Here is a 17,812-nt window from a genome sequence, read left to right as displayed (position 1 = left end):
GAGATGGCATACCATGCGCCGGATTTTTTGGCGCCTATACCCTCTCATTTGGCTCTTTTACTAGGATTCATTGTTAATGCGTCGCACCCTGATTTCGATTTGCGTGCTTCAGGCGTTTGCCTCGTCCGTTTGGGCAGAGCAGAACGCCGTGGAAAAGACCACCCTGGAATTGCAAGCCACCGATGTCGTCGGTACTGCGGACTATGAAACCGCACAGGGGCCGGTCAAGGGCTATCGTGCTACACGCTCAGCCAGTGCGACGCGCACCGATACCGCGATTCACGAGACGCCACAGTCGATCAGCGTGGTGCCCAAGGATGCCGTGGAGGATATCGGCGCGACCCGCCTGCAGGACGCGCTCGACTATGCCGGCGGCGTGGGACGGGCCAACAACTTCGGCGGGCAGGGGCTGACCACCTTTACGGTTCGCGGCTTCACCACGGGGGAGTTCTACCGCAATGGTTTCCCGATCAACCGCGGCTACCCGAACATGCCCGATGCCAACACCATCGAACGCCTGGAAGTGCTGCGCGGGCCGGCGACCACGCTCTACGGCCGCGGAGATCCCGGCGGTACCTTCAACGTGGTGTCCAAGCAGCCGCTGGCCGAGCGCACCGTCACGCTGGGCAGCCAACTGGATGATCAGGGCATGAAGCGCGGGACCCTGGACGCCTCGGGCCCGCTGGATGAGGAAGGGCGCCTGGCCTATCGGTTGAACGTGATCGGCGAGGGCGGAGACACCTTTCGTGATCACATCGAGACCGAACGCTATGGCGTGACGCCGGTGATCGCCTGGCAGGCCACCGACGATACCAAAATCACCTTCGAGGGTGATTTCATGCGCAACAACCACCCGCTGGATCGCGGTGTGACGCACTATGCCAAGCAGGTTGGCACGGCTTCGCGCGAGACTTTCTTCGGTGAGAAGGACGCGGGCAAGCTGCACAACGACAACAACATGGCGCAGGTGCGCTTCGAGCATCTGCTCAACGAGAACTGGACGTTGGGCGGCGGTTTCCAGTGGCTGGACGGGACCTTGCAGGGCAATGCGGTCGAGGCCAACGGCATCGGCACCGATGGGCGTACCTTGGGCCGCAACTTCAACTACCGCAAGCTGGAGTGGACGGACAAGGACGCCCAGTTGAACCTGACCGGGCATTTCGCCACCTGGGGCCTGGAGCACACCTTGCTGACCGGTGTCGAGTACGAGGACTACGACTACAAGTCGATCATCCGGCGCTCCAGCGGTGCCGTGGGTTCCTATACGGTCGACATCTTCAACCCGGTGTACGGTCAGGCGCGGCCGGCGCTGACCCGCACGCCGACCCATGATAAGGAAAACCTCAAGACCTACGCGGCCTTCGTGCAGGACCAAGTGGCCTTGACCTCGCGCCTGAAGGTGCTGGCAGGGGCTCGCTTCGAGCGTTTCGAAGATGACTATGAGTCTTTCGTGACGGGCGTGCCGAGCTGGACCAAGAGCGAAAACGGCGTGACCCCGCGTCTTGGGGTGAACTATGACCTGACCGACACGCTGGCGGTGTATGCCGACACTGCGCGTTCCTTCAAGCCCAACAGTGGCGCCAGCCGCCAGGGCGGCGGTTTCGACCCGGAGAAGGGGAAATCCTATGAGGTGGGGATCAAGTGGGAAGCACTCGATCGTCAGTTGAGCGTCGATGCGGCGATCTATCAGATCGACAAGCGCAACGTGCTGACCGCGGATCCGGTTGACCCCACCACCTTCAAGGTCGCAGCAGGCGAGGTCCGCAGCCGCGGTTTCGACCTGAACGTGACCGGCAACCTGACGCCGCAATGGCGGGTGATTGGCGGCTATGCCTATGTCGATGCCGAGGTGACCAAGGACACCACGATTCCCAAGGGAACCCGCTTGATGAACATCCCGCGCAGCAGCTTCAGCCTGCTCAACGTTTATGAGTTCCAGGAGGGTACGCTCAAGGGGCTGGGCCTGGGTGTCGGGGGCAAATACGTCGCCGAGCGTGCCGGCCAGACTGCCGCAACCGGCTTCTCCATGGGCAGCTACACGGTCGTCGACCTGCTCGGCTTCTATAAGGTCAACGAGAAGGTGCGGCTGAACCTGGATGTGAAGAACCTGCTTGACCGTGACTATGAAGAGGGCGCGTTCGGTAACGTCTATGCCTATCCGGGTGCACCGCGCACCGTTCAGGTTGGCGTTTCCTACACGCTCTAGACCCAACGGCGTTCGCCTGCGGGCTCAAGGGTAAAGCTTCGCGGGCAAGCCCGGCTCCTACAGGAAGGTGTCGTACACAAGTTCCGTGTATGCCGCGCCCTTGCAGAACCGGGTTTGCCCGCGAATACGCCAACCGCCTCACCCCAGCCCTCCACTCATCCATCTCCGCATCTAGAATCAGGCATACCCTTAATTCTTTCGAAGGGCCTTCAGCCATACCCTTATCGGCCGATAATCGGTTAAGGGTGTGCGTCCTTTGCCGAGGTGTGTCATGTTCAATAGAAAACTCAAAGATGAACTGGCGGCCAGGACGGCCGAGATGGAGAACTACAAGGGACTGGTTGCCGCGCTCGACCGCTCCATGGCGGTGGTGGAGTTCAGCCTGGATGGCAAGCTCATCCGCGCCAACGAGAATTTTTCGAAAACCATGGGCTACCGTGCAGACCAACTGCCTGGTAAGTCCCACAAGGACTTCTGTGACCCCGAGCTGGTCCGCAGCCGCGAGTACAGCGAGTTCTGGGCCCAGCTGCGCGCCGGGAATTTCGTTTCCGGCACGTTCAAGCGCGTCAACGCCCAGGGCCAGAACGTCTGGCTGGAGGCCAGCTACAACCCGGTGCTGGATGAGCAGGGCCAGGTCTGCAAGGTGGTCAAATACGCCCTCGATGTCACCAGCCAGGTGGTCAGGGAGGCCGACACCGGCGCCAAGCTGGCGGCACTCGACCGGGCGATGGCGGTGATCGAGTTCGACCTGAGTGGCAATATCCTCTGGGCCAATGACAATTTCCTCAGCACCATGGGCTATGCCCTGAGCGACCTCAAGGGCAAGCATCACCGGCTGTTTTGCGAGTCCAGCCTGGTCAACAGCAGCGAGTACAGCGATTTCTGGCGTCGGCTCAACGCCGGCGAGTTCTTCAGTGGCCAGTTCAAGCGCATCGGCAAGCACGGCAAGACCGTCTGGCTCGAAGCCACCTACAACCCGGTCTTCGATGCCGCTGGCAAATTGAGCAAGATCGTCAAGTTCGCCAGCGACATCACCGAGCGTGTCGAGAAATTCGAGGCGGACTCCCTCGGCGCGGCGCGGGCCTACCATATTTCCGCCGAGACCGAGCGCGTCGCGGAACAGGGTGAGCAGGTCATCCAGCAGACGGCCAAGGAGATGCGCCTGATTGCCGACAACATCGGCAATTCGTCGCGCCTGGTCGGGCAACTGGGCGGCCGTTCCGAGGAGATCACGGCCATCGTCAATACCATCCGCGGCATCGCCGAACAGACCAACCTGCTGGCCCTCAACGCCGCCATCGAAGCGGCGCGGGCCGGTGATCAGGGGCGGGGCTTTGCCGTCGTGGCGGACGAGGTGCGACAACTGGCCGGACGCACCAGCCGTTCGACCACCGAGATCGCCGAGGTGATCGGCAAGATCCTCGCCGAAACCCGTGATGCGGTGGCGAGCATGCATGTCACCCAGGAGGGGGCACAACGTGGCGTCACCCTGGCCGACCAGGCCGGCTCGGTGATTCTGCAGATCCGCAGCGGCACCAGCGATGCGGTGGAGGCGGTGAGCATGTTCGCGTCCAAGCTGGAGGAGTCCGACATCATTCCGAAGACGGCGGTTGGCTGGGTGGGATAGGGACCGGTTCGTGAGCGCCTGCCGGCCCATCGACCGGCAAGGCCTCTGGAAGCGGTCACTGAGCCTCGGTACGGACCACGTCTGGCGGTCTGTCTAGAGCGTCCCCGCCTGACGCAGCAGCTCGATCCGTTCGGCGGGCACCAGCGTGCGCAGGGTCTTGTACAGCGCACGCGTTTCCAGCAGGTTCCACACCCGCAACATGGTTTCCAGGGCATCCAGGGGCTTGCTGATGAAGTCCTTCGCGCCCAGCGCCAGGGCGCGCAGGCGGGTGTCGCGGGTCGCGTCGGCGGTCAGTACGAGAATCGGCAGGTACTCGCCCGCCGGAATGCGCCGATTCAATTGTTCGAGGATCGCGAAGCCGTCGAACTCCGGCATGTGCAGGTCGAGAATCACCAGGTCCGGCTCGAAGCTGTTGAACAGGTCCAGGGTTCGTAACGGCTGGGTGCTGCTCAGGACGTTGCTCAGCCCCTCGCGCACCAGCAGTTGCTCCATCAGGTCGAGGTTGGGGCGTTGATCGTCGATGATCAGGATACGCAGGTCGTTGTTCACGCGGGCTCCGCAAGGTACTGGTCAAGGTGGGCGAGGAATGTGGGGATGTGGATCGGCTTGCCCAGCACCGCCGTGGCACCGGCCTCGCACAGCGCCTGGCGGGTGGTCTCGCTGGCGTCTGCGGTCATCATCAGCACCGGGGTCGAGCGGGTGATAGGCGATTCGCGCAACAGGCGCAGGATGGCCAGCCCCTCCATGTCCGGCAACGTCGCGTCCAGCAGGATCAGCTGTGGCGCATGCTGCGCGGCGAGGTCAAGCCCCAGTTGTCCCTGCATGCTCGACAGCAGCCTGATACCCGGGCGTCGCTGCAACAGGGTTTCGATCAGCGCCAGGCTCGAAAGATGGTCCTCGATGTAAAGCACCTGGCCGCGCCAGGTCGGTGCGCAGGGCGCCGGCGGCTCGACCGGTCGCTCGAGGGCGGCGGTACCGGGCTGCGGGTTCTCCTGCAGGCGCACGAACGGCAGTTCAAGGGTGAATCGGGAGCCCAGGCCGGGCTGGCTGTGCACCGTCAGGCGGCCTTGCATCATTTCCAGCAGGTTCCTGCTCAGCGCCAGGCCCAGGCCGCTGCCTTCGATGTTCGGGTCGATATCCAGGCGCTCGAACGGTTTGAACAGTTGCCCCAGGCGCTCGGCGGCAATGCCCTTGCCGGTGTCGCTGACCGATACCGCGACCCGTGGCTGATCGATCCTGACCTCGATACTGACCTGGCCCCGGGGCCGGTTGTACTTGATGGCGTTGGACAGCAGGTTGAGCAGCACCTGGGTCAGGCGCTGCCGGTCGGCGATGATGCCGCTGTCCGCCGGTAGCGCGGGCAATGGCAACAGGCGGATGCCGGCACTGGCGGCCATTGGCGAGACCAGTGTCAGGGCCTCCTGCAGGGCCGGTGCCAGGGGTACGGGCTCAAGGTTCAACTGCAGGTGCCCGGCTTCGATCCGGGCGATGTCCAGCACCTCGTTGATCAGCCCCAGCAGGTGCTTGCCTCCGCGCAGAATGTGCCCGACGTTGGCTTCCTGCCCCGGCTGCGCATCCATCTCCAGCAATTGCGCAAAACCGAGGATCGAGTTGAGCGGGGTACGCAGTTCATGGCTCATGCGCGAGAGAAACTCGCTCTTGGCGCGGCTGGCGCGCTCGGCTTCCTCGCGGGCGGTGCGCAGCGCGATTTCGGCCGTGCGGCGGTCGGTGATGTCGCGGGTGATCTTGGAGAAGCCGCGCAAGGCGCCGCGGCTGTCGTACTGGGCGGTGATCACCACGCTGGCCCAGAAGCGGCTGCCATTCTTGCGGATACGCCAGGCCTCTTCCATGTAGTGACCATCGCGGGTCGCCTCGCGCAGCGCATGCTCGGGATGTTCCGGGCATTCCTGGGGCAGGTAGAACAGCGAAAAGTGCTGGCCGATGATTTCCTGCTCGGTGTAGCCCTTGATCCGCTCGGCGCCGGCGTTCCAGCTGGTGACGAAACCGCGGGTGTCGAGGGCGAAGATGCCATAGTCCTTCACGCCGTCGATGATCAGCCTCAGCCGTTCCTCGTTGTCGCGCAGGGCCCGCTCGCGTTCGGCCAGCAGCAGCCCGGCTTCCACCAGGCGGGTGCCGAGCTGGCCGATTTCATCGTTTTCCGGCGGTTGCGGCTGCAGTGGCTGGCCGAGTGCAAGGCGCTGCGCATTGCCCTTGACCTGCTGCACCCGGGCGACGATGCCCCTGGACAGGAACAGCACCGCGACGATGGCGCCGAACAGGCCGCAGAAGGCCGCCAGCAGTGTCGACAGCAACAGTCGCTGACGGGTCGCGACCGCGGCGGCGGTGCGCTCGGCCAGCAGGGTGTCCTCCAGGGTGAGGATGGTGCCGATATGTTCGCGCAGCTCGTCGAGAATGTGCTTGTTGCTGATCAGGATCGGCGTGATCGCCGCCGGGTTGGCGCGGTGTCCGGCGAGCATTTCCTCAAGGCCCGCCACCTTGCTGTCGATCAGCGGTTCGATGGCTTCCAGGTGCCGGCGCACCCGTTCATCACGCACGTTCCGGTTCAGCCGTTGCAGGGCGCCGTCGATCAGCGGGCGGGCTTTCAGGTAGCCCGGCAGGAAGTCCTCGCGCCCGGTCAACAGGTAGCCGCGCACGCTGGCGGCCGCCTCGGCGAGCAGGGTATGCACGGTCTGGATATCGCCCTGGACGCGCAGCACCCGGCGTACGTCCTCTTCGGCGTGGGCAGTCTGGCGTTCGGTGATGTAGATCAGCACCAGCGACATCAGCAGGATCACCAGCGGCAGGGAGATCGCCACCAGCGCCTTGCCCCGCAGCGGCAGGTCGATCCAGCGTCGGGCGGAAAGCAGCCTCACGGTTGCGTCACCAGACCCAGTGCGATGCCGCGAACCGCGGCCTGGGTGCGGTCCGCTGCGCCGAGCTTGCCGATGACCCGTTCGACATGGGCCTTGGCGGTCCCGGTGGTAATGCCCAGCCTTTCGCCGATTTCACGGTTGCTCAGGCCGCCGGCCACCAGCCCGAGCACCTGCCGCTCGCGGGCGGTGAGGTTTTCGCTGGCCGCCGCACCCTGGCCGTGGCGTTCGGTCATGCGCCGCAGCAGACGGGCGCTGACCGCATTGTTCAGCGCCTCCTCGCCGCGCGCGACCCGTTGCAGGGCATCGATCACCTCGTCACGGCGTGCGTCCTTGAGCAGGTAGCCCACGGCACCGGCCTGCATGGCCGCCTCCAGGTGATCCGGGCTGTCGTCCATGGTGAAGATCACCACTTTCAGCGCCGGCATTTTCTGTTGCAGGATCCGCGCCGCGCCCAGGCCGTTGAGCACCGGCATGCGGAGGTCGAGGATGGCGATGTCGGGCTGTAGCCGTTCGCACAGCTCCACGGCCTGCTGGCCGTCGCAGGCCTGGCCGATCACGTCGAATTGCGGGTGGCCGGCGAGCAGGGCGACGAAGCCGGTACGGGTGACCTCGTGGTCATCGGCCAGGACCAGGCGCAGGGCGGCTGTCATTGTGCGGTTTCCTCCAGGGTGCAGGGCACGCTGATCGACAGTTGCGTGCCGCGCTGTGCGCTGCTGATGCAGGTGAATGTGCCGCCGAGCAGGCTGGCGCGTTCCTGCATCGTCGCCAGCCCCAGGTGGCGGGCGTCGTGGGCCGCGAGCGCCAGGGCCGGGGTAAAACCTTCGCCATTGTCGGCCACCCGCAACAGAGCCTGGCCGTCGCGCACTTCCAGGGCCAGTTGCACCTGGCTGGCCAGGGCATGTTTGAGAATGTTGTTGATGCCTTCCTGGGCGATCCGGAACAGAGCGATCTCCACCGGGCTCGACAGGCGCGCCGGGTCGCGGGCTGTCCACTGCACCTGGATGCCGGCGTCGCGCAGGCGGTCGGCTTCCTTGTCCAGAGCAGTGAGCAGGCCGAAATCGTCGAGTACGCTGGGGCGCAGTCCGGCGATCAACTGGCGCCCCTCGACCACGCAATGCTGGGCCAGGTTCAGGATCGCCTGCAGGTCGGCATCCAGCGCCTGCGGCAGTGTCGGGCACCGGCCGGCGAAACCCTGCAGACGTTGATGCAGCCCGGCGAGGGTCTGGGCCAGGCCGTCATGCAGGTCGTAGGCCACGCGCCGGCGTTCGTCTTCCTGGGCGCGGAACAGTCGGCTGACCAGATCCGACAGGGTGCGATCGCGCACGATCAGCGTGCTCAGCAGGCGGTCGTTTTCCAGGTGGGCGGCCAGCAGGGTGGCGAGCAGTTGCAGGGATTCGAGGTCTTCGTTATCGGGCGCGGCAATACCGGTGCTGTTGGCCAGCACCAGGAGGCCGAAGGCCCGGTCGTCGCCTCCGCGCAACGGCACCCGCAGCACCCGGGACAGCAGGGCGCCGGGCTGTTCCTGCCAGCAGGGGCTGCGCAGCGAGGTATCGACCTGCTGCTCCAGGCTGTTCAGGCGCTCCTGGCTGCCCAGGCTCGCGCTGCTGTGGACCCGGCCATCGGCCGCGTGCTCCAGCAGAACCCCGTGATCCATGGCGAGAAACGCGCAGGCGCGGACAAGCACGCGTTCGCGCATGGCCGCCGGGGACAGCCGGGTCAGTTCCTGGCCGGTGTCGACCAGCAGGCGCAGGCGCGCCGCGCGACTTTGTGACTGCCGGTACTGGGTGCGGATGGCGAGGGCGCTGCCCGGATCATGAGGCAGGTTTTGCATGGTCGGGCTCCGACGCTTCGAGAGGCGTGCCCGTACGGGCGAGGGCGCTATTAAACCGTGTAACCGGGCCGTGGGCTATCTGCCGAATGGCATAGGCAAAAGGCTCCGGTTGGCCGATGGCGGCCGGGGCGGCGCCGGGCAAAGTGCAGCCATCGGACATCACTGGAGAGTTGCAATGCACATGAAGACTTCGGCCCTGGTACTGCTGGCAGCCCTCAGCGCCCCGTTTGCCCAGGCTGCGCAAACGGCCCCCTATGTCTACCACGACGTCGCCGCGCAGCCGGCAAACCAGAAGGACCGCGAGATCGCCGACCTGTTCGATCGCTGGAACGCGGCCCTCAAGAGCGGCAACGCCCAGGCGGTGGTGGACCTCTATGCGCCGGACGCCATGCTGCAGCCGACGGTCTCCAACCAGGTGCGCACCACGCCGGCGCAGATCAAGGACTACTTCGACCACTTCCTGGCGCTCAAGCCGATCGGACAGATCAACTACCGCGACATCCATCGCCTGGGCAACGATGTGGCGATCGACAGCGGCGTCTACACCTTCACCCTGACCGGGACCGATGGTTCGACCCGTCAGGTGCAGGCCCGCTACACCTTCGTCTATGAGCAACTGAACGGTCAGTGGAAGATCCTCAACCATCACTCTTCGGCGATGCCGGAACTGCAGGCCAGGCACGCAGCCAAGTGATCCCGCTGGCCTAGGCCGGGGACATGTCCCTGGGTGCATGGCCGGCAAGCATGAAGAACACCGCGACCGCCAGCAGGCCGATCAGCACGGCCGAGGTGGTCAGCAGCACCGAGTGCGTGGTCGAGAAGGCCGCTTTTGCCGCTTCGATCACCGCACCGGCCTGCTGCGCGTCCAACTGCCGGGCCACGACATGGGAGTCACCGATCGAACGGCTGGCCTGGGTCGCCAGCGGTTGGGCCAGACTGGCCGGCAGTTCGAGCGTGCGCCCGAACACGCTGGACATGAACACGCCGAAAAAGGTGATGCCCAGCCCACTGCCCAGTTCATAGCCGGTGGCCTCCAGCGATCCCGCCGCACCGCCCTTGCTGGCGTCGACCGAACCCATGATCGCGATGGAAGAGGCGGTCAGCCCGATGCTCAGGGCCAGGCCCAGCATTCCCAGCAGGGCCGGTACCCACAGGCCGGGATGATGGAAGTCGGCGTTGGCCAGCAGCGCCAGCACCAGCGCGGAGAGGGCCAATGACAGGCTCGCCACCAGGCGCAGGCCGAACAGGTGGGTGAGATGGCCCGCGCAGGGGCCGCCGATCGCTGCCGCCGCCATGATCGGGATCATGAAGATCCCGGCCTGCAACGGCGTCTTGTCCAGCACATACTGCAGTTCCTGGGCGAGGGTCAGTTCCACCCCGGCCAGCGCCCCGCAGGCGACCAGGGCCATGATCATGCCCGCCAGGATCGCCGGATGCGAGAACAGCGACAGGTCCAGCATCGGGCTTTCGGCGCGTAGTTGCAGGCGGACGAACAGCGTCAGCAACAGCAGGCCGAAAGCCAGGATCCACAGGGTGAGCACCAGCGGTTGTGTCCCGGCGACCCCGGCCTTGATGCCATACACCAGCGCAATGATGCCGGCGATCAACACCAGCGCCTGGCCAAAGGCCCAACCGCCGGGCGTGGTGATCTCGCGGCGGGGCAACAGCACGAAGGCGGACAGCACCACGACCAGCACCACCGGCACGTTGATCAGGAACACCGAGCCCCACCAGAAGTGTTCCAGCAGCATACCGCCGATCAGCGGCCCGACCGCCGCCCCTGCGGCACCGACGGTACCCCATAGGCCCAAGGCCATCGCTCGCTCCCTTTCATCCTCGAAGGTCCTGCGAATGATGCCCAGCACGCAAGGCATGATCATCGAACCGCCAAGGGCGAGCAGCACGCGGGCGCCAATCAGCATGGCCGGACTCGGGGCAAAGGCCGCCAGCAGGGAAGCGATCCCGAACACCAGCAACCCTGTCAGCAGAATGCGTCGGTTGCCGATCCGGTCGGCCAGGGTGCCCATGGGCACCAGCAGGCCGGCCATCAGCAGCGGATAGATGTCGATGATCCACAGCACTTCGGTGCCGGAGGCGCCCAGTGCCAGGGTCAGTGGCGGAATGGCGATGTGCAGGATCGTCATGTCGATCACCACCGGCAGGAAGGCCAGCATCACGGCAAACAGGATCAGCCAGCGTTTGGCCGAGGAAGGGGAAAGAGGCATGGGCACTCGACGGAATCATTGCGCAAGGTCCTAGTGTGCCTCGCAACGGTCGAGAGGAATGTGAGGGATTGTGAAGCTTTGTGTCCATCTGGACATGGATGCCGAACGGGGCTGGTTCGAGCTGGCCCCGTCAGGCGAATGGAACGCCCACCCGCAGGCGGGCTCCAGGATCACGGCAAGGCGTACGCCATTACGTAATCCCCGCGGTCGGTCGATTGCCGCGCGCCACCGGCGGTGATCACCACGTACTGCTTGCCGGTCTTCGGTGACACGTAGGTCATCGGGCCGCCCTGGCTGCCCACGGGCAGGCGGGATTTCCAGATCTCCTTGCCGTTGCCACTGTCGAAGGCGCGCAGGTAGAAGTCCTGGGTGCCGGCGATGAACACCAGGCCGCCCTGGGTCGACAGGGTGCCGCCGAGGGTCGGCAGGCCGATCGGCAGCGGCAGGTGCATGCGGATGCCCAGGGGGCCGGTGTCTTCGACGGTCCCGACCGGGACCTGCCAGGCGATCTGGCGGGTCTTCATGTCGATGGCGGTCAGGGTACCGTAGGGCGGGGCCTGGCATGGAATGCCGGCGACCGACAGGAAGCGGTTCTTGTTCACCGCATACGGCGTGCCCTTGAGCGGCACCGCGCCCATGCCGGTGTTCAGCGCTTCACCACCGCCTGCGGCGGCACCCTTGTTGGCCGAAGGAATCATCTGGATCCACAGGCCCAGGCGCATGTCGTTGACGAAGATGAAGCCATTGACCGGGTCGGTGGACAGGCTGCCCCAGTTCATGCCGCCCAGGGAACCCGGGAAGCTCAGCGACAGGTCGGTGCCCGGCGCGGTGTAGAGGCCGTCGTAGCGCATCTTCTTGAAGTCGATACGGCACAGCAACTGGTCGAACGGGGTCGCGCCCCACATGTCCGACTCGGTCAGGGTCTGGGCGCCGATCTGCGGCATGCCCACCGATTTCGGCTGGGTCGGCGAGTAGGGCTCGTTGGGGATGTTGGCGGCCTTGACCGGTACTTCCTCGACCTTGGTCAGCGGCTTGCCGGTGGCGCGGTCGAGCACGTAGATCTGCCCGGCCTTGGTGCCGATGACCACGGCAGGGACCTGCTTGCCGTCATCCCGGGTGAAGTCGATCAGGCTCGGCTGCATCGGCAGGTCGAAGTCCCAGAGGTCGTTGTGCACGGTCTGGTAGACCCACTTCTCGGCGCCGGTGCTGGCATCCAGCGCGACGACCGAGGCGCCGTACTTGTGGTTTAGCGCGGTGCGCTCGACGCCGTAGATGTCGGTGGACGAGCTGCCCATCGGCAGGAACACGGTGTTCATCGCCGGGTCGTAGGACATCGGCGCCCAACTGTTCGGGGTGCTGCGCACGTAGGTCTTGCCTTCGGCCGGTGCCTGCCTGTCCTCAGGGTTGCCCGGGTCGAACGCCCAGCGCATGGCGCCGGTGATCACGTCGAAACCACGGATCACGCCACCGGGCATGTCGGTCTGGACGTTGTCGGCGACACGGCCGCCGACCACCACGGTGGTCCCGGCCATCAGCGGCGCGGACGACAGTTGGTAGTAAGAGTCCGGTACATCACCGAGACCGGCTTTCAGGTCGACCTGGCCATGGTTGCCGAAGCCCTCGCAGAAGGCGCCAGTGTCGGCGTCCACCGCGATCAGGCGGGCATCGATGGTGTTGGTCAGCAGGCGACGCTGGCAGTTGGCGCCGGCCGGCACGCTGGCGGCGATCACCGGCACGCTGTTGGGTTGGGACGGCTGGACCAGCGGCTGGGTCGCATCGAAGTAGGCCATGCCGCGGCAACGCTGCCAGACCTTGGTCTGGGCGTTGATCTGGTTCTTCCACAGTTCCTTGCCGGTGTCGGCATCCAGCGCGATCAGGTTGTTGTGCGGGGTGCAGATGAACACCTTGTCGCCGACCTGCAGCGGGGTCAGCTGGTCCTCGGCACCGTTGCCGTCGCTGATGGCCACATCGCCGGTATGGTAGGTCCAGGCCACCTTCAACTGATTGATATTGGCACGGTTGATCTGGTCCAGCGCGGCGAAGCGGCTGCCGCCCTCGGTGTTGCCGTAATGCGCCCAATCCTTCTGCGCCTTGGCCGGATCGACCGGTGTCAGTGCCGGGCCGTTACCGGTGGCCGGCACGGTGGGGTGAGCGACGAACATGTTGCCCACCGCCCAGACCAGAGCGATCGCCAGTATCCCGGCCACGCTGTAGGCGCCGCGTCCGGCTGTGCGGCCGGAGGCCCGCACCAGGGTCGGGTAGACCAGCGCGACCACCAGGCCGATGACGCTGAACATGAACAGGCGGGAGAACATTGGCCAGAAGCTGCGATCGGTATCCACCAGTGCCCAGATCGCGGTGCCGATCAGGAACGCGGCGAACAGCCAGGCGCCACCCGGCTTGCGGCGGGCGATCAGGAGCCCGGCGCTGGCCATGACCAGGCCGCCGATCAGGAAGTATCCGCTACCGCCCAGGGTGACCAGGCGCACGCCGCCAGCGGCCAGGGCAAGGCCGAGCAGGGCGATGACGATGCCCAGACCGGAAAGGATGAATCTGCTGAGGCCGCGGGCCTGAGAAGGTTGTGTCATACAAGAACGTCTCGCTGTGTGAATGCGGGCGACTATACCCTTAGCTTGCTAATTAACTGAATAGTTAATTTGAAATAATGCGACAAATTTTCGCAAGGGTCTGCCTTGACAAGCGCAGATTAGCTCTCGTTGGCATGCTGTGCCCGCCACGCAGTCCTGATTTTCGCGGTGTCGAGGGCAGGGCGATCCGAACCTGCCCAGGTCTTCGAAAATTTATACAAAAACTTGTACAAGGATATATGCTTGTACAATATTCTCCGCTTCCGGTGTCCTGGTCATGACATATGGAACCTCGGCGCTCAGCCCGTTCGTCCTCGGCCTGCTGCTGACGATCACGCCCCCCGCCTGGGCGGATTGGCGCTCCGGGCTGCCGGGAGCGCGGCTGATCGGCACGGGCGAGTTCACCTGGTTCGGCCTGCGCCTGTACAGCGCCCAGGTCTGGAGTGCGGGGCCGGTACAGGGCTGGCAACAGCCGTTCGCCCTGGATCTGATCTACCACCGGTCGTTGTCCCGGGACACGCTGGTACAGGCCAGCCTGGATGAAATCCGCCGACTGGCCGACGGGCCGCTGCCCCCTGCCACCGAGGCGCGTTGGGCGCAGGCAATGCGCGAGGCATTCGTCGATGTCCGCCCGGGCATGCGCATCACCGGGCTGTATCTGCCGGGCCAGGGCTGTCGTTTCTATGTCGACGGTCGACTGAGCCGGGAAATCGCCGACCCGGCCTTTGCCCGGTCGTTCTTCGCCATCTGGCTCGACCCGCGCGCCCGTGACCCACAACTGCGCCAGCGCCTGCTCGGCCAGGCGGGGAATTCGTCAGGAGAGTGAGCATGTACAGAAGTCTGCTGTTGATCTGCTGCCTGCTGTTGGGCAGTTGCGGCAACGTTGATGTCGATCGTTATGCCGGGGAGCAGCCGCGCCTGGACCTGGTGGAGTTCTTTTCCCGACCGGTGCAGGCCTGGGGCATGTTCCAGAAGCGTTCGGGCGAAGCGGTCAAGCGCTTCCAGGTGCGCATCGACAGCCGCCGTGAAGGGCAGAGCCTGATTCTCGACGAGCATTTCCTCTACAGCGACGGGACCCGCCAGCAGCGGACCTGGACGCTCACCCCGGATGGCCCCGGTCGCTGGCGCGGGACGGCCGGTGACGTGATCGGCGAGGCACGGGGGCAGGTCGCCGGCAATGCCTTGCGCTGGCGTTATCGCCTGGATCTGCCGGTCGATAGCCGGCACTGGGCAGTCGACCTGGACGACTGGATGTACCGCATGGATGACGACACCCTCATCAACCGCTCGAGCATGAGCAAACTCGGCGTGGAGATCGGGCAGATCACCCTGTTCTTCCGCCGCCTGCCGGAGGGCACACCATGAACCTGCAACACCTGACCGAGCTGGCCCACGCCGGCGCCATCGATGAGCTTGAACTGCTGTCCCTGGAGGGCGGTTTCTATGTCCTGCGCGCACTGACCGGGACCGGGCCGCAAACCTTGTGCGATGCACGAGGCGAGGTGATGCACCTGCGCTCGACCACCGAACTGCGACAATTGCTCGCCGATGTACCGCCGTTGCGCTGCATGCTGGTGCAGCACGTGGTGCACGATGAGATGTGCGGGCAGCGCAGCGGCCCGATCGAACCCCTGCGGGTGCCGGTGACGCTGGCCAGCCAGTGGTAGCGCAGGCGGTGCGGCTGGGCCTGGTGCTGGGCGACCAGCTTTCGTTCGATGTGGCGGTACTGCGCGCACTGGACCCGACGCGCGATGTCCTGCTGATGGCCGAGGTCGAGGGTGAGGCGCGCTACGTGCCCCATCATCCACAGAAGATCGTGCTGATCTTCAGCGCCATGCGCCATTTCGCCCAGGCCCTGCGTGAGCGTGGCTGGCGGGTGCATTACGTGCCGCTGGACGATCCGGGCAATACGGGCAGCATCGCCGGCGAGCTGCGCCGCTGGCAGGCCGGGCTGGGCGTGGAGGAACTGCACGTGACCGAGTGCGGCGAATGGCGCCTGGAACAGGCCCTGCGCGACACCGGGTTGCCCCTGGTCTGGCACCGTGACACCCGCTTCCTGTGCTCGCGGGAAGCCTTCGCGCGCTGGGCTGCCGGCCGCAAGCAATTGCGCATGGAACACTTCTACCGGGGCATGCGCAAACGCTGCAACCTGTTGCTGGAGCCCGACGGCCACCCGGTGGGCGGTGCCTGGAACTTCGACGGCGACAACCGCAAAGCGTTGCCCCGGGGCTTGCGCGGGCCATTCCCGGCACATTTTGCCCGGGATGCGACCACGGCGGCGGTCGTGGACCTGGTCCGTGAGCGTTTCCCTGAGCACTACGGCGCGCTCGACACCTTCGACTATCCGGTGACCCACGACCAGGCCCGGGAGCTGTGGGCGCATTTCCTCGAGTTCGGCCTGGCGGCCTTCGGCGACTATCAGGATGCGATGGCCGAGGGCGAGCCCTATCTGTTCCATGCCCGTATCAGTGCCGCGCTGAACATCGGCCTGCTGGATGTCCGCCAGCTGTGCGAAGACGTCGACAGCGCCTGGCGCGAGGGGCGGGTGCCCCTCAACGCCGCCGAGGGTTTCATTCGCCAATTGATCGGCTGGCGCGAGTACGTGAGGGGCATCTACTGGCTGCGCATGCCCGAATACGCCGGGCTCAACTACCTGGGTAACGAGCGTCGATTGCCGGAGTTCTACTGGACGGGGAAGACCCGCATGCGCTGCATGGCCCAGGTCATCGGCCAGACCCTGGAACTGGGCTACGCCCACCATATCCAGCGGCTGATGGTCACCGGCAATTTTGCGCTGCTGGCCGGGATCGCGCCGCCCGCGATCTGCGAATGGTATCTGGCCGTCTACCTGGATGCCTTCGACTGGGTTGAACTGCCCAACACCCTGGGCATGGTGATGCATGCCGACGGCGGCTACCTGGGGTCCAAGCCCTATTGCGCCAGTGGTCGCTATATCCAGCGCATGTCCGACCATTGCAAGGCGTGCAGCTACAAGGTCGAGCGGGCGGTGGAGGAGGATGCCTGCCCATTCAATGCGCTGTACTGGCATTTCCTCATCCGCCATCGCCAGCCGCTGGCGGCCAACCCGCGGCTGGCCCTGGTCTATCGCAGCCTCGACGGCATGTCGCAGGCACGCCGTGAGGCCTTGTGGCAGCGTGGCGAGACCTTGCTGCAGCGCCTGGACAGTGCCGAGGTGTTATGAAAAGGCCACTTGCGGGGCCGTTCGAGCGCGGGTCTCCGGCAGGGCGAGCAACACCAGCATGAAGGCGGCCGCGGCGATGGCGGCCAGCGTCAGGAAGGCGGCGTCGTAGCCGGCCGACTGGACCACCAGCCCGGCGAGCCCGGGGCTCAGCGCCGCACCGAGGCCGAACACCGTGCTCAGCGCACCCAGGCTGACATTGAAGCGGCCACTGCCCTCGGTCAGGTCCTTGACCACGATCGGGAACAATGCGCCGAAGATCCCCGCGCCGATGCCGTCGAGCAGTTGCACGCCGACCAGCCAGAACGGGTTGTCGGAGACCACGTAGAGTGCGCCGCGCAGCGGCAGGATGAGAAAGCCGGCGAGCAGGAAAGGCTTGCGCCCCCATTGTTCGGCCTTGGCGCCCACCAGCAGCGCCATCGGTACCATCACCAGTTGCGCCGCGACGATGCAGGCGGAAGTGAGCGGCGTGGCCAGGTGCAGATCGACCTGCGACAGCTTCTGGCTCACCAGCGGCAGCATCGCCGCGTTGGCCAGGTGGAAGAGGGCGCAGCACACGGCGAACAGCAGCAGGGTGCGGTTATGCAGCAACAGCGCAAGGCCGGCCGGGTGAGCGTCGCCCGCTGGCAGATGGGCCAGGCCACGTGCCACCTGGTGATCGATGGCCGCGCCGGGTATCCGACTGACCGCGATGAGGCTGGCCACCGTCATCACCGCCATCAGGTAGAACACCACCACGGGCCCGTACAGGTAGGCCAGGCCACCGGCCAGCAGGGCCGAGCAGGCATTGCCGGCGTGGTTGAAGGTTTCATTGCGGCCCACGCGCCGGGTAAAGGCCTTGGGGCCGGCAAGGCCCAGGGAAATGGCGGCAATGGCCGGGGCGAACACCGAGCCGGCCAGGGCGCTGGCGGTCTGCGTCAGGGCCACCAGCCCGAACGACGAGACCATCGGCAGCAACAGACAACTGCCGGTGACCAGCAGGGCGGCAATCACCACCACCGCGCGCTTGGCTGGCGTCCGGTCGATCAGCGCGCCGGCCGGCGTCTGGGCCAGCAGTGCAGCGATGCCGGCCAGGGTCATGACCAGGCCGATGCTCGCCGGCTGCCATTGGTGCACGGCCAGCAGATAGATCGCCAGGTAAGGCCCCAGGCCGTCGCGCACGTCCGCTAGGAAAAAGTTCAGCCAGTCAAGCGCACGGTTGGAGGAAGCGGTTTGCCGGAAGTCGTTCAAGGATGCGATCTCGATTGGCCAGAGGAGGGGGAC

The 17,812-nt window shown here is 65.6% G+C and carries 14 protein-coding genes and 1 pseudogene; 8 read left to right on the top strand and 7 right to left on the bottom strand.

Features of this window, described 5'->3' with window-relative positions; translation table 11 throughout:
• Positions 1-76: 76 nt before the first annotated feature.
• From ACM62G_RS28300 to ACM62G_RS28290, 3 genes and pseudogenes are all read left to right on the top strand, one after another.
• Positions 77-2,206, top strand: coding sequence for a TonB-dependent siderophore receptor (locus ACM62G_RS28300; RefSeq protein WP_419736159.1), 2,130 nt, complete (start codon positions 77-79; stop codon positions 2,204-2,206).
• A gap of 271 nt (positions 2,207-2,477) precedes the next feature.
• A pseudogene (locus ACM62G_RS28295) lies at positions 2,478-3,242 on the top strand (PAS domain-containing protein); the annotation flags it as partial.
• Positions 3,216-3,833: a methyl-accepting chemotaxis protein gene (locus tag ACM62G_RS28290; RefSeq protein WP_419737573.1), complete on the top strand. Its 618-nt coding sequence runs from the start codon at positions 3,216-3,218 to the stop codon at positions 3,831-3,833. The pseudogene ACM62G_RS28295 and the gene ACM62G_RS28290, both read left to right, overlap by 27 nt.
• Positions 3,834-3,926: 93 nt before the next feature.
• Here ACM62G_RS28290 and ACM62G_RS28285 read toward each other — a convergent pair whose 3' ends face one another.
• The 4 genes from ACM62G_RS28285 to ACM62G_RS28270 are packed head-to-tail and all read right to left on the bottom strand — an operon-like array spanning position 3,927 to position 8,537.
• Positions 3,927-4,382, bottom strand: a complete 456-nt coding sequence (locus ACM62G_RS28285) for a response regulator (RefSeq protein WP_054060049.1) — start codon at positions 4,380-4,382, stop codon at positions 3,927-3,929.
• On the bottom strand, positions 4,379-6,706 hold the full coding sequence (locus ACM62G_RS28280; RefSeq protein ID WP_419736158.1) for an ATP-binding protein: 2,328 nt from the start codon (positions 6,704-6,706) through the stop codon (positions 4,379-4,381). The genes ACM62G_RS28285 and ACM62G_RS28280 overlap by 4 nt, the downstream gene beginning before the upstream one ends.
• Positions 6,703-7,356, bottom strand: a complete 654-nt coding sequence (locus ACM62G_RS28275) for a response regulator (protein WP_419736157.1) — start codon at positions 7,354-7,356, stop codon at positions 6,703-6,705. Before ACM62G_RS28275 ends, ACM62G_RS28280 begins: the two co-directional genes overlap by 4 nt.
• The gene (locus ACM62G_RS28270) at positions 7,353-8,537 is read right to left on the bottom strand and encodes a sensor histidine kinase (protein ID WP_419736156.1); all 1,185 of its coding nucleotides are present in this window, start codon (positions 8,535-8,537) and stop codon (positions 7,353-7,355) included. Before ACM62G_RS28270 ends, ACM62G_RS28275 begins: the two co-directional genes overlap by 4 nt.
• 175 nt (positions 8,538-8,712) lie before the next feature.
• On the opposite strand from ACM62G_RS28270, the gene ACM62G_RS28265 reads away from it, so the two are divergent.
• Positions 8,713-9,231: an SgcJ/EcaC family oxidoreductase gene (locus ACM62G_RS28265; protein ID WP_419736155.1), complete on the top strand. Its 519-nt coding sequence runs from the start codon at positions 8,713-8,715 to the stop codon at positions 9,229-9,231.
• A gap of 10 nt (positions 9,232-9,241) precedes the next feature.
• Here the strand turns inward: ACM62G_RS28265 and ACM62G_RS28260 are convergent, their stop codons facing one another.
• Both ACM62G_RS28260 and ACM62G_RS28255 read right to left on the bottom strand, forming a co-directional pair.
• The gene (locus ACM62G_RS28260) at positions 9,242-10,762 is read right to left on the bottom strand and encodes an MFS transporter (RefSeq protein ID WP_419736154.1); all 1,521 of its coding nucleotides are present in this window, start codon (positions 10,760-10,762) and stop codon (positions 9,242-9,244) included.
• 170 nt (positions 10,763-10,932) lie between these two features.
• A complete protein-coding gene (locus ACM62G_RS28255) occupies positions 10,933-13,350 on the bottom strand; it encodes a glucose/quinate/shikimate family membrane-bound PQQ-dependent dehydrogenase (protein ID WP_419736153.1) in 2,418 nt (805 codons plus the stop codon).
• Positions 13,351-13,627: 277 nt separating this feature from the next.
• Here ACM62G_RS28255 and ACM62G_RS28250 point away from each other — a divergent pair, with 277 nt between their 5' ends.
• From ACM62G_RS28250 to ACM62G_RS28235, 4 genes are read left to right on the top strand one after another with little or no spacing between them, the layout of a single operon-like run.
• Positions 13,628-14,176 carry a chalcone isomerase family protein gene (locus tag ACM62G_RS28250; RefSeq protein ID WP_416773387.1) on the top strand — a complete coding sequence of 183 codons (549 nt, stop codon included), beginning with the start codon at positions 13,628-13,630 and terminating at the stop codon, positions 14,174-14,176.
• A 2-nt stretch (positions 14,177-14,178) separates the two neighbouring features.
• Positions 14,179-14,715 carry a DUF3833 domain-containing protein gene (locus ACM62G_RS28245; protein ID WP_419736152.1) on the top strand — a complete coding sequence of 179 codons (537 nt, stop codon included), beginning with the start codon at positions 14,179-14,181 and terminating at the stop codon, positions 14,713-14,715.
• A complete protein-coding gene (locus tag ACM62G_RS28240; protein WP_416773391.1) occupies positions 14,712-15,017 on the top strand; it encodes a DUF6482 family protein in 306 nt (101 codons plus the stop codon). The genes ACM62G_RS28245 and ACM62G_RS28240 overlap by 4 nt, the downstream gene beginning before the upstream one ends.
• A gap of 8 nt (positions 15,018-15,025) precedes the next feature.
• A complete protein-coding gene (locus tag ACM62G_RS28235) occupies positions 15,026-16,552 on the top strand; it encodes a cryptochrome/photolyase family protein (RefSeq protein ID WP_419737572.1) in 1,527 nt (508 codons plus the stop codon).
• Here ACM62G_RS28235 and ACM62G_RS28230 read toward each other — a convergent pair.
• A complete protein-coding gene (locus ACM62G_RS28230; RefSeq protein ID WP_273820795.1) occupies positions 16,547-17,788 on the bottom strand; it encodes an MFS transporter in 1,242 nt (413 codons plus the stop codon). The genes ACM62G_RS28235 and ACM62G_RS28230 overlap by 6 nt on opposite strands.
• Positions 17,789-17,812 lie beyond the last annotated feature (24 nt).

This window comes from Pseudomonas sp. COR18 (assembly GCF_048568395.1).
GTDB classification, from domain to species: domain Bacteria; phylum Pseudomonadota; class Gammaproteobacteria; order Pseudomonadales; family Pseudomonadaceae; genus Aquipseudomonas; species Aquipseudomonas fuscovaginae_B.
The sequence above is the reverse complement of the archived record's forward strand: the minus strand, read 5'-3'. Positions and strand labels throughout refer to the sequence as shown.

Bases quoted from the DNA above. Each gene is read 5' to 3' on its own strand.
- ACM62G_RS28300 (WP_419736159.1), top strand. From the start codon at position 77: ATGCGTCGCACCCTGATTTCGATTTGCGTGCTTCAGGCGTTTGCCTCG.
- ACM62G_RS28275 (WP_419736157.1), bottom strand. From the start codon at position 7,356: ATGACAGCCGCCCTGCGCCTGGTCCTGGCCGATGACCACGAGGTCACC.
- ACM62G_RS28270 (WP_419736156.1), bottom strand. From the start codon at position 8,537: ATGCAAAACCTGCCTCATGATCCGGGCAGCGCCCTCGCCATCCGCACC.
- ACM62G_RS28265 (WP_419736155.1), top strand. From the start codon at position 8,713: ATGCACATGAAGACTTCGGCCCTGGTACTGCTGGCAGCCCTCAGCGCC.
- ACM62G_RS28260 (WP_419736154.1), bottom strand. From the start codon at position 10,762: ATGCCTCTTTCCCCTTCCTCGGCCAAACGCTGGCTGATCCTGTTTGCC.
- ACM62G_RS28255 (WP_419736153.1), bottom strand. From the start codon at position 13,350: ATGACACAACCTTCTCAGGCCCGCGGCCTCAGCAGATTCATCCTTTCC.
- ACM62G_RS28250 (WP_416773387.1), top strand. From the start codon at position 13,628: ATGACATATGGAACCTCGGCGCTCAGCCCGTTCGTCCTCGGCCTGCTG.
- ACM62G_RS28245 (WP_419736152.1), top strand. From the start codon at position 14,179: ATGTACAGAAGTCTGCTGTTGATCTGCTGCCTGCTGTTGGGCAGTTGC.
- ACM62G_RS28240 (WP_416773391.1), top strand. From the start codon at position 14,712: ATGAACCTGCAACACCTGACCGAGCTGGCCCACGCCGGCGCCATCGAT.